The organism is Bacillus sp. JJ864 (assembly GCF_036963045.1).
In the GTDB taxonomy this organism is placed as follows: domain Bacteria; phylum Bacillota; class Bacilli; order Bacillales; family Bacillaceae_G; genus Bacillus_A; species Bacillus_A pseudomycoides_C.
On the sequence record NZ_JBALLY010000123.1, the window covers coordinates 1 to 11,232 of the forward strand.

Sequence of the window (11,232 nt, forward strand, 5' to 3'; positions counted from 1 at the left end):
GAACATTACCTTCTAAAAAAATTCTTTTTCCTCTAAATGAATTATTCTCACCACTTTTTATTCCCATACTTCTAAGTATACGATGAGGTTCATTTATCCAATCATTGTTTTTGGATATCCCGATTCATACTGGCGCGGTCATCGGAGCCGTAAGGACGAAAGAGAGGTAGGGCTTTCGTTGTTTTGAGGTTTCAAAAACGATAATGAACATTTACTGTTCTTATCTTCCGTTTTAACGTAAAAACGATAACAAATTTAAATATATACTTATATTTACTTGGTTTATATAAATAAGAGACACACCTTTAGTAATATTTTAAAGGTTGTTTATATGAAAACAACCAGGACAGTACAATGGTTTAAAAGTGAAAAAGGATTTGAATGTATGAAAGCATCAAACGGTAGTAATGTTAACAACAACTTGCTTGCAAACAAGTTAACAGCGACCCAATCAAAGAATGTTGTAAAACTATAAGAAAACGAAAAGAACATGCAGGTAAACCTGCATGTTCTTTATTATTCATCTACAGTCTCATTTTCATCTTTACTAATACTGTCATCAATAGATTGAGTATCTTTATTCTCCATACAAACCATTGCATGATAAATTTCTGCATACAATCCAAACACTTGGTACACACTTCCAAGAAACGGCATGAGAATCCCTCTTTTCCAAATAATACATTCCAAAGTTAAGGATTCCCTATCTTTCCTTAAACATTCGTTTTTGTATCTTCCTCTTCTATTTGGATATTAAGAAGATGTAACCATTTCTTATATGGTGCACTGTTTGGATCTACAAATTCTTTTGCGTGTGAGCGATTCCATAGTTGCTTTACAAATAATGCTGCTTCTTTTTTAGCTGCTAATTCTGCACCAGTCCCGTAATAAGCTTTAAAATACTGTTCAATTTCATCCACAAGTAATCGCAATAACTCATCAGAAGTTTCTTCTAACGTTGGGTCATATTTCGCTTCCTTATCATACATCAGGATAATGTCTAAAATATTATGAACATGTTCTTTTCGAAGCCATCTTATATCTTGCGCACCTAGTACAAATGAATGTGTATACAAATGTCCTCCATGCTGCAACGCTTTTTCCTGTTCTTCTTCAAAACGAGAGATGATATTTTCATATATAAATGGATTATGAAGCAGGGCACGGTGTAATTTATACCCTTCATTCGTTACATTTTTTCCCATTGATTGAATAAGAGAACTTCGGCCCACTCCGTTATATTGGTAAACGAACTGACCATCTACCGCAGTAAGGCTAAACCAACGATACATATATGCATATAATAAAGCGCGATTACACTTCTCATAGTCTAACTTCGTTTGCGTTGCATTTAAATCTGGCATAAACGCTGGCAAATGCCAATATTTATCGAGATGAGGCGTTAAATTTGATTTACGAATGTTTAATTTATTTACGCGGCGATAATACGCTTGAAAGTAGTCTCCCTTCTCGTTTACATATCCATTTACAATATGCCCGAACGACAATTTTGGAAAATCTTGTAGGGATAAGCCGTAATGCGCACGGTAACATACAATTTCATACGGCGAAAAAGCTTTATCAACGGTTTCTTTTTCTTGAAACATTTCTTGGAGCGCTTCTTCATTTAATTCTTGCTGAACAAATGGATGAATACCCCAATATTGCAATTCACGATGATGTGCAACTTTCGGTATAAATGGACTTGCAAGATGCAATAAATCTTCTATTTTTTCACTGACATACTCTGCCATATCACGTCTTTGAATAATAGCTTCTTTTCGAAGCGCTTCAATAATATTTAATTCTAGCTTATCTCTGTACCGTTCTTGCAGCTCCTTTTCACAATACGTTAAAATGTGTTTTCGATAAAAATCCTCCACTTTTCGAGATTGCCCTTCCTCCGCCCCTGCTTCCCGGCAATACTCTCTATATAAACTCATATAAATTTCAGCAGATATCTCTTTTGGCAGCACACCATTGTTTACATGGCGATGAATGTCGTTCCATATTTCTTCCTGCATTCGTTCATCTGCTAATACGTATACATTTGTTGGGTTTGTTTTCCCCTCAAATTCTTTACTGCGTTTTTGAATGTCTAATAATAAGTTTTCACGGGTTTCTTGTAAATTATCAAAGAAACGCTCCCAGTATTGAATCATTTTATCTACAGCTTGATATAAAGATTGATACACAAGTTCTAATAGCATTTCTTTTCGGTACTCATTTAACTTGTGTACATATTGGGTGGCGATATCTTGAAATTCTTTTCGAAACATACGCTGCTCATTATGAAATACCTTTCCCATCCACCCTTGCTGCTGTGTGAGTTCAACACGGCGAACGGCTGTTACCGTTCCTTCAATATTACTCACATTAAACTTTTTATCGTAATTTTGAATGAGATTCCGCTTTTGCTCATTATTTTCGTGCAAACGGTTCATTTTCTCAGTTAACAATTTACGAATTTCATATAACATATACCTTGCCGCAACAGGATGAACAGGATCAGTTTTCTTCAAAAACCATGTATTTAACTGATAGGACTGTCCTTCTGAACCACTTGGCGTAAAACGATCTGCTTCAATTATGTCATAAACTAATGTTGTTACATGCTCATGTACACGACTTGGGATCGCATACGCATATAACCGCACCGCATGGTCAACTCGTGCGACTTCCCCTTTCATTTGCTCCGCAATTTTCAACTTTGCAGCCGAAATTTTACACTCACGCTGCAAACGATTTAACTCTTCATCTTTTTGCACTGTACGCTGCACATAACTTTCTACCGACTCGAGAAACAATTTTGCCTTTGATATACCAATTTTTCCACCTTCTGCCCCTTCACGTGCTTCATAGTACATCTGTTTATAAAATACATGTGCTTGTTCTGGACGAGTAGCTAAATGTTCTAAATCCTCTAAGAGGCTCTTCCCTCGCTCTGGTTTTTCACGTTGCATACCGCGGTGAACGTCTTGCTCATACCGACTTTTCTTCTCTAAAAAGAGTCGATCTAAATGAAGCCATGATTCATCTAGCCCTTGCACCGCCCATTTCAAAGCACAATAACGAAGAACATTTTCATATGGATAAATAAGTTTCGCGACTCCCGCTCCGCAATATCGCGCTTTACCATTTGAATCAGCGAGTTGCTGAATTTGATTATCTTCCTGCGCGAAGTGACTCGTTGACATTGGACTAAATAGTTGCAAATAAATCGTATTTGTCATTTGTTCCATATAGTCGGACAAACTATTTAAATGATGTCCATGTAAATTTTCATAATCATATAAAAAGCAATAATTATATGGTAAGTGGTGTTGCATTATTGTATGATTTGTACGACCATCTTCATCCACTTGATCAGGCCTATATTCTAACTCAATTGTAACGCCCCCGCGGCGTGATAATTGTCCTGTAGATCCTAATGTAATAGCGTGTAATTCTTTTAACGATGCATAGCCGTTTGCTTGCACTGCCTCAAATTCTTTCCCGCTTATTGTGCGCGTCTTTACGAGAGCGTCAGGAAGCAAGAAAGCGCCGCGAATTAAAATGTTGTGATGTTGCAACTTTTTTCGAAGCATTTCTCGTAAATAAAGAGCGATTTGCAAAAACATACCGGATCCTGTACCACCTGCTAATGATGTAATAATAATGACCCGTACACCGTACTCTGTTTTATCACTAGTGACCGGAAAAATTTTCTCAATTTCCTGCCAAAATGATGTTAGTTTATCTTCCTTCATTGCCGCGCGAAGTGCTAAACGAGAAATAACTCGAAGCTGACCTGCACCTTCTGTTAACGGTTTATCTAGTATAGTTGGATCAATCGGAAACCAGTCTGGGATTGTTGGATCTTCTGCTATATATTCGCGCGGTGTTTTACTAGAACTTGTTTGCGTCACAAATTTACGTATATGCTGAAAGTGGCTTAACGTATTAATATCTGTATCAAAGACGTGCATTGCTACTTTTTTGCGCCGCTCTAGCGGAAGCTTTCGGTAAATATCATGCGTAATCGTACTCCCAATTCCTCCAAGTCCAATTAAAATTGTTGGCACTTGAAAATCCATGTGAATCACCTTCCTATTTATTCACATTCATACTTATATACTTCTTTTCCATAACCGCGATCAATAACAAGCATTTCGTTCGGATATAACGTTTTATGATCACGTCCTGCTTCTTCATCTGTTAAAAACATACCATCAATCACCATACCTGGTACTTGCGAATCTTTCGTCACAAATATAGATTTTGAAGCTTTTTTTGCAATAAACGTAACGGACTGTACTGTTTTCCGTTCTGCTCGAAATGGAATACCAAAATAATGATTCCACCATTTTGTCCGCAGTGGTTCTGGTTCAGATTTGTATAACCAATCTTCCGCAATCGATTGGTCCCATTCATAATATATAAGCGCCTTCCTATGAAAACGCGGACGAACCACCCATCCAATAATAAGAGTTGCAACTATGAGTAAGATGATACTAAACGGTAGAACGAGCTGAAAAATGATCGCATAGCGCTCGAAAAAAGGGACATCGATAATAGAAAGTACAAATTGTTTACTTACTTTTTGTGATTGTGAATCTCGTAATGTGATGGTAGCTTCTACGGTGCCGGTATCTGTAAAATTAAATGTGTTGGAGTAATAAGGACGAGGATAGACATACAGTTGATTTCTATGTTGCTTGATCTCGTAGTTCATAGATTTACGAAATGTAACAGTAGCTGTTTTCAGTAATTCCTTTACTTCTGCTTCTGACATTGCTTCACCATTCAATAGCGGTTGTATGATAAATGGTCCGCTATACTTTAAATTTGTTACCTTTTCTGTATAATTCGTTGTCACAACTTGTAATGATAGTTTTGGTTTTGGTACAGATTGAATATAAAATCCTTTTGTTTGGCGATAAAACCCTTTTATATTCATGTGCACATTTCCACGTATCGATTCTTTTTCTATCTTTGTTTCATAGTAGAAGGCTTTCCGCTCTCCATTCCATTTCATCGTATACATTTGACCATTCATTTCTATTTGTGCGGTAAAATATGAAGCATCTACTGGTACATTGGTTGGTTTTGCTTCTATAATTACTGTTTGACCTTCATAGAATTGTTCTGTTGTCTTTTTCTGCTCTTTTTCATAAGTGGAAATCGTATAATCTAATGCTGGTTCGACAAGCACTTTCATATTTTCCTTTGAAACTACCGAATCAATGTCTACTATATATGCACCGGGTTCGATTACTCCATTATTTTTAGACATAATATGTGTAATGCCACCATATAGCCCCATTCCTTCCGGTGCTTGAATCGAAAATTTTGATTGTAGCTGGATTGACCCTTTTATATTTTGAATACGATACGGTACTCTCTGAGAAGATTGATCAACTAGCGTAATTCGTTTTAACGGAAATGGTGTTGTAATTTCAATTTTGTTTCCTACTATATTTGTTTTCACTGCCTCTTCTACTGATGAAAATGGATCACGATTCGCTACGAATGCAGCCGTTTGGTTCACACTGTGAATAACACCATCTTCTCCGCTTGTAGGTAGTACGATTCCATTCGTTTGTTGTTTCCAAATCTCTTTAAAGATGTTCATTTGTATTTGCTCTTGCGTTCCTAAATTTTCTTCCATTGTAATTAATACCGCATGTAAAGAAACTTTTTTTACTTCCATTTCTTTTTTAAACTTACTTAACGTTTCTGAAATTCGCTTTTTCTCACTTTCATCTTGCTTTTCTAGCTCATTAAAAGCGCCATCTGTTAGAACAATAAGCCAAAATTCTCGATTGGCATTCACCTGAACCTCCCTCTTCATCGATTGAATTGCCGTTTCTACCGATTGAAAAGGAGTATTCGCTTGCTCATTCCAAGTTTGAATCTTGTCAATCTCTCCTTGTCGCTTACTATTCCCCAAAGAAACTGATATCTCCTCTGCCGGATGACTCATTGGTACATAAGAAAACGTATCCTTTTCATCTAATAATGCAATCAAGCTTTGCAGTGCATAATTGGCATATTTCCAGCGATCATTATTACGCATACTTCCAGAGTCATCATACACAAGTGAAACAGCGCGCTGCCTTCCCTCTTCTCCTTTCGCTAAACTAGAAAAAGGATTCATACATACGAGTAGTAAAAACAGAATAGATGTGGCTATGATTCGAATATACATGTTGAAGCTTCGCCACCTTTGTAGACAAATTCCTATGTTTAAACTTATGAGAAGAAATACAAGATATGACTTGTATTTCGAAAAACAAACAAGATCATAATATTATTATGTAAACTGATTATTGAGAAGACGTTTGTTATTTTTTTAATCTCAATAACAAACTTCCTCTACTCCATTTACAATTCAAATAATTATATTCATCTCTGTATCGTGATGAAAAACTGACATTTATGCTTTATAGTTTATATGGGAAAGTAATAACTAAAGATCACTATGCTGCTCAATATAGTTTACATAATTAAATTATTAAAACCTACATTTATAAATATTTTGCTACGATTTTCAAATCCTTATAGGACATTGCTTCAAGTCTTCTTTTCTCTCTACCTTCTATCGTTTCCGCCATATATAAAGCGTTCCAAATTGCCTCTTCCACAGCTTCAATTGTCATCGCGAACAAATGAGAAATTTCCGCCCCGTCTTCACGTAAAAAATGATAGGGTACTATTTCTGTAGTCGGCAGATGAGAAATGCGATGCGCTGTTGAAAAAGCAATGACGATATCCCCGCTACCATGTGCTCCGTAAGAACCTGCCTTTGCCAGTCCAAAATTCGCTCGCTTCGCTACGCGATGTAGTTGTCTATCACTTAACAGTGCATCCGTTGCAATGACAATCATGATAGATCCATCTGGCATTATTTCTTCACTTTCTTTTTGAATATATAAGTCTTCTTTTCTCCCAAAATTCGTAACAACGAGAACACCTACTGTATATGTATCTTTTGTAAAAGTTATCATGCGTGAACTTGTACCAATGCCGCCTTTATATCCAAAACAAGCCATTCCCGTACCAGCTCCTACGCATCCTTCTTCCACAGGGCCATTCTTTGCATTCGTAATAGCCTTAATTGCATGCTTTGGCTTTACGTAAAGCGTTCGAATATCATGTAAGTACCCATCATTACATTCTCCAACAACAATATTTACAGTTCCAGTTGTATCACCAATTTCTTCATCCTGCTCTAGCATATATTGCAATGTCCCTTCTAATACTGGGGCAACCGCAAATGTATTGGACAACATAATAGGACTTTCAAGGACACCAAGTTCTTGCATTTGGATGGTTCCAATTGTTTTTCCAAACCCATTAATAACATACGAACTAGCAAATACTTTTTCACGAAATATATTTCTATCGTGCGGTAAAATCGCTGTAACACCAGTACGAATATGCATATCTTCCTTCAAAGTAACGTGACCAACTAATACACCTTTTACATCCGTGATTGCATTCCATTTTCCAACATCATATCTTCCAATTTTTATTCCGAGCTCACGCAATCGGACTCGTTTCATCCTCTCACCTTTTTCATAATTTTCTTTCTTTTTATTATAACAAAAATGAGAGTGCCATCTATAAGCACTCTTATTGTTTCACATATACTTCTACAACCGGATTTTCTTTCCGATCGGCATGAAGGCGAATATTACTTTCTTTCGTATCATAAATAGTTGCTAACAATAAGATGGTTAATAGGTTAGGAATTTTGCTATCCGTTCCATACTTCCGTTCAAGTGCTTCTTTATACTCAAATGCAAGATCTCCCTGTATATATGTATACACTTCAAATCCATCCTTTAAATCACAAACAATACTATCAATAATATCCGCTCCAACTTGACGCTCCATTTCTTTTCGCAGTGCATCTATTAATTCCTCCCATGATACTTCATACGTTTGAAACGCATCTGAACGATTCATTTTTTCTCTCCTTTTTATTTTACCTAGCAGGCAATCGGATTTTTCATTACTAGAAAACATTCTTTCCCTATCCTTCCCGTTTTTCATCGTAATTATGAACTTGTAGACAAACGTACAAGCCGCTCTTGTCCCTTTCTCATATCGTAATATTGGAAAGAGAAAGGGGAGAAATTTTATGAGTTCTCATCAACATTATTACACATGTCGACGATATCACGGACGAGTCGTACGTATTGAAGACTATGACGGCAATACTCACCTTGGAAGAATTGTCGATGTATCGGATAAATCAGTATGGATTGAACCAGTTCATAAAAAGCGATTTGACTACGGATTTGGCTATTCTGACTGTGGATGTGATGTTTGCGGCGGTTTAGGAGAATGCGATAATTGTGGGTTTGGATTTGACGGATTTGGACGCGGTGGATTTGGACGCGGTGGATTTGGACGCGGTGGATTTGGTGCTGTTGAACTTGGTTTTGGATTTATTTTTGGCATTACATTAGCTGCTTTATTTTTCATTTAAAAAAAGCCAACATGTGTTGGCTTCTTCATTTTTGACAAATAAAAATTCGATGTCCTAATCTATGCTTATATTGCTGTGAAATATGTTCATGCAAAGTCCATGCCTCATACAAATCTTGTGAAATAATATCCGATATATCCCACTCTGGTTGTTCTACATGTGAAGAGATTGTTTCAGCAATCGTTCCGCCTCCAAGCACACGCACTGATGTAAATTGCGCTTCTTGAAAGAGTGAAATCCATTCCTGCTCTGTTAATAGCTGTTCCATTCCATATAAGGCTACGATCTGTTCTTCCTCATGTACTGGTAGGTGTTGCTCAGTTACCATTTCAATAACAAGCAGCGCCCCGCCGCGTTGTAAGACACGATAACATTCATTTATCGCCTTCCTCTTATTTGTAAAAGCAAGCACAGACTCTCCTAATACAATATGAAATACTTCATCGTGAAACGGTAGTTGCTCAACACTTCCTTTTATAAGTTCAATATTTACTCCATCTTGATTCCATCTCTTTCTTGCTTTTTGAAGCATCGTTTCATTCATTTCAACTGCACTTACCACTGAGCCATATTGTTTCACAATATAAGAAGCTGTCCTGCCCGTTCCACACCCAATTTCCAATAACTTTGTATATGGTCCTAATGAAAGCTGTGCTAATAACTGCTTTGTTAATGTAAAACCTCCCGGATGTGCACTTCCAATACCAAATGCTGCAAGGAAATCTAAATAAGAATATTGTTTCATAAGTATCTCCTTCTATCTTATACTTAGCGATGGAATTAAATAGATAACATGTTGATAAAAGTTTCACTTTATTGTAGTACTGCATATGTATTCATCACACTTCAAAATGTGCACAAAGAAAAATGGTTAAGAAATTGTTGTTTCAAAATCATTCATGCCACTACCTTGAAGGAGTACAACCATTTATACATAAAAAAAGTGATAGCTTCCTCATTTTCAACGAGAAAGCTACCACTTTTTATACTATGAGGATTTTTTCGCAGACTGCTGTATTATATCCTCTTTTTAACTGATTCTTATTTTTTGTTGTCTTTTTCAGTGATATATGCCCATTTATAGCTGAAATCGCCGCCAAAAGTATGAGAAGCGATATCATGTACGTACGGACGTACTAAGAAAGAGTTACCACGTTGGTATAACGGTGCAATTGCCGCATCTTTAAGTAAGATTTTCTCAGCTTTTCCAAGTTGTTCCCAACGAGTTTTCACGTCACCTAATAGTTCTTTTTTACCTTTTTTCACGATTTCATCATACTCTTTATTTGAGTAACCCATTTGGTTATGAGAGTTAGTTGTTTCGAACATATCAATAAATGTCATTGGATCTGGATAGTCTGGTCCCCAACCAGCGTAAGAGAAATCATAATCTTGCTCTGTTTCTAACTTTAATTTTTGTTTAAACGGTTGGTTTTTCAAGTTAACTTTTAAGCCTGGTAAGTTTTTCTCTAATTGTTCTTTTAAGTACTCACCGATTTTCTTCGCGTTATCAGTATCATAGTTTAACAATTCAAGTGTAATTTCGTCTTTACCTAATTCTTTCTTCGCTTCTTCCCAAAGTTTTTTCGCTTCTTTTGTATCATATGCTACGTCTTTAACAGAACCACCGAATGAATCACGGAAATCTTTTTTATCTGGACCAGTTGAAAGCGTTGCTGGCACAAGGAAGTCTGCTGGCTTAGAGCCGTCATTTAAAATAACGTTCGCTAATGCTTTTTTATCAAATCCTTTTGCAATTGCTTGACGAAGCTTCGTATTTTTCAATGGTGTATCTTGACCGCCGCGTTTTTGATTTAGGCGTAGGAAGTATGTTGATGGATCTAACTCTGTTTTGAACTCATCTTTGTTCCCTTTATATTTATCAACATATTCTGCTGCTAATACAACACGGTCAGCTTGGCCACTTTCATATAAGTTAACGCGAGTAGATAGCTCCTTAACTACGCTAACATTAATTTCATCTAGCTTCACAGTTTGCTTATCCCAATATTGATCATTTTTCTTATATTTCCATCCTTGCTCATGCTTCCATTCAGCTAAAGAGAATGGTCCGTTGTACACTAATGTGTCAGCTTCTAGGCCGTACTTATCGCCTTTTTCTTTTACAACTTTTTCATTTACTGGATAGAATGAAGCAAATGATGTTAATTGAATAAAATATGGAACTGGATTGTCTAATTCCACCTCTAATGTATAGTCATCAACAGCTTTTACACCTAAAGAATCTGCTGATGCTTTTCCTTCATTAATTGCCTGTGCATTTTTTACATCATACATAATGAATGCATATTCAGCCGCCGTTTTTGGATCTAACAGACGTTGCCATGCAAAAACGAAATCTTTTGCTGTTACAGGGTCACCGTTTGACCATTTTGCGTTTTTACGAAGCGTGAATGTATATTTTTTTCCATCGTCGCTCTTTTTATATGATTCTGCAACACCTGGAGTTGGCTTATTATCTTTATCAAGACGGTATAAACCTTCCATTACGTTGTTTAACACAATAAATGAAACTTGATCCGTTGATTTAGAAGAATCCATAGATGGAATTTCATTTGTTTCTAATAAATTCAATACTTGCTTGTCCGCTAACTTACCCTCTGTTTTTTTGTCACCATTTTTCGAATCTGTACTTGCTTTTTTGTCCCCTGCCCCAGAACATGCCGTTAGTGCCACACTCATCGCTAATACTGGTGCTACTACAGCTGCAATTTTTTTCATCTTTTTCATTT

General features: G+C 36.5%; 9 protein-coding genes. 2 read left to right on the top strand and 7 right to left on the bottom strand.

What is annotated here, in order from left to right; translation table 11 throughout:
• Positions 1 to 331 precede the first annotated feature (331 nt).
• Positions 332 to 475: a hypothetical protein gene (locus tag V7024_RS18055; RefSeq protein WP_335522388.1), complete on the top strand. Its 144-nt coding sequence runs from the start codon at positions 332 to 334 to the stop codon at positions 473 to 475.
• A 41-nt stretch (positions 476 to 516) separates the two neighbouring features.
• Here V7024_RS18055 and V7024_RS18060 read toward each other — a convergent pair whose 3' ends face one another.
• The 5 genes from V7024_RS18060 to V7024_RS18080 form a co-directional block, all read right to left on the bottom strand.
• A complete protein-coding gene (locus V7024_RS18060; RefSeq protein WP_335522390.1) occupies positions 517 to 657 on the bottom strand; it encodes a phosphonate ABC transporter permease in 141 nt (46 codons plus the stop codon).
• A 56-nt stretch (positions 658 to 713) separates the two neighbouring features.
• On the bottom strand, positions 714 to 4,076 hold the full coding sequence (locus tag V7024_RS18065; protein WP_335522392.1) for a tubulin-like doman-containing protein: 3,363 nt from the start codon (positions 4,074 to 4,076) through the stop codon (positions 714 to 716).
• 17 nt (positions 4,077 to 4,093) lie between these two features.
• Positions 4,094 to 6,190: a vWA domain-containing protein gene (locus V7024_RS18070; RefSeq protein ID WP_335522395.1), complete on the bottom strand. Its 2,097-nt coding sequence runs from the start codon at positions 6,188 to 6,190 to the stop codon at positions 4,094 to 4,096.
• Positions 6,191 to 6,509: 319 nt separating this feature from the next.
• Positions 6,510 to 7,547 carry a DmpA family aminopeptidase gene (locus tag V7024_RS18075; RefSeq protein WP_335522397.1) on the bottom strand — a complete coding sequence of 346 codons (1,038 nt, stop codon included), beginning with the start codon at positions 7,545 to 7,547 and terminating at the stop codon, positions 6,510 to 6,512.
• Between the two features lie 70 nt (positions 7,548 to 7,617).
• The gene (locus V7024_RS18080; protein WP_306201833.1) at positions 7,618 to 7,953 is read right to left on the bottom strand and encodes a hypothetical protein; all 336 of its coding nucleotides are present in this window, start codon (positions 7,951 to 7,953) and stop codon (positions 7,618 to 7,620) included.
• Positions 7,954 to 8,128: 175 nt separating this feature from the next.
• Here V7024_RS18080 and V7024_RS18085 point away from each other — a divergent pair, with 175 nt between their 5' ends.
• Positions 8,129 to 8,479: a hypothetical protein gene (locus V7024_RS18085; protein ID WP_335522402.1), complete on the top strand. Its 351-nt coding sequence runs from the start codon at positions 8,129 to 8,131 to the stop codon at positions 8,477 to 8,479.
• A gap of 25 nt (positions 8,480 to 8,504) precedes the next feature.
• On the opposite strand, the gene V7024_RS18090 is transcribed toward V7024_RS18085, so the two are convergent.
• Both V7024_RS18090 and V7024_RS18095 read right to left on the bottom strand, forming a co-directional pair.
• Positions 8,505 to 9,224: a class I SAM-dependent methyltransferase gene (locus V7024_RS18090; RefSeq protein ID WP_335522404.1), complete on the bottom strand. Its 720-nt coding sequence runs from the start codon at positions 9,222 to 9,224 to the stop codon at positions 8,505 to 8,507.
• 296 nt (positions 9,225 to 9,520) lie between these two features.
• The gene (locus V7024_RS18095; protein ID WP_335522406.1) at positions 9,521 to 11,230 is read right to left on the bottom strand and encodes a peptide ABC transporter substrate-binding protein; all 1,710 of its coding nucleotides are present in this window, start codon (positions 11,228 to 11,230) and stop codon (positions 9,521 to 9,523) included.
• Between the last annotated feature and the right edge of the window lie 2 nt (positions 11,231 to 11,232).

Bases quoted from the DNA above. Each gene is read 5' to 3' on its own strand.
- V7024_RS18095 (WP_335522406.1), bottom strand. From the start codon at position 11,230: ATGAAAAAGATGAAAAAAATTGCAGCTGTAGTAGCACCAGTATTAGCG.
- V7024_RS18075 (WP_335522397.1), bottom strand. From the start codon at position 7,547: ATGAAACGAGTCCGATTGCGTGAGCTCGGAATAAAAATTGGAAGATAT.
- V7024_RS18080 (WP_306201833.1), bottom strand. From the start codon at position 7,953: ATGAATCGTTCAGATGCGTTTCAAACGTATGAAGTATCATGGGAGGAA.
- V7024_RS18060 (WP_335522390.1), bottom strand. From the start codon at position 657: ATGCCGTTTCTTGGAAGTGTGTACCAAGTGTTTGGATTGTATGCAGAA.
- V7024_RS18085 (WP_335522402.1), top strand. From the start codon at position 8,129: ATGAGTTCTCATCAACATTATTACACATGTCGACGATATCACGGACGA.
- V7024_RS18065 (WP_335522392.1), bottom strand. From the start codon at position 4,076: ATGGATTTTCAAGTGCCAACAATTTTAATTGGACTTGGAGGAATTGGG.
- V7024_RS18090 (WP_335522404.1), bottom strand. From the start codon at position 9,224: ATGAAACAATATTCTTATTTAGATTTCCTTGCAGCATTTGGTATTGGA.
- V7024_RS18055 (WP_335522388.1), top strand. From the start codon at position 332: ATGAAAACAACCAGGACAGTACAATGGTTTAAAAGTGAAAAAGGATTT.
- V7024_RS18070 (WP_335522395.1), bottom strand. From the start codon at position 6,190: ATGTATATTCGAATCATAGCCACATCTATTCTGTTTTTACTACTCGTA.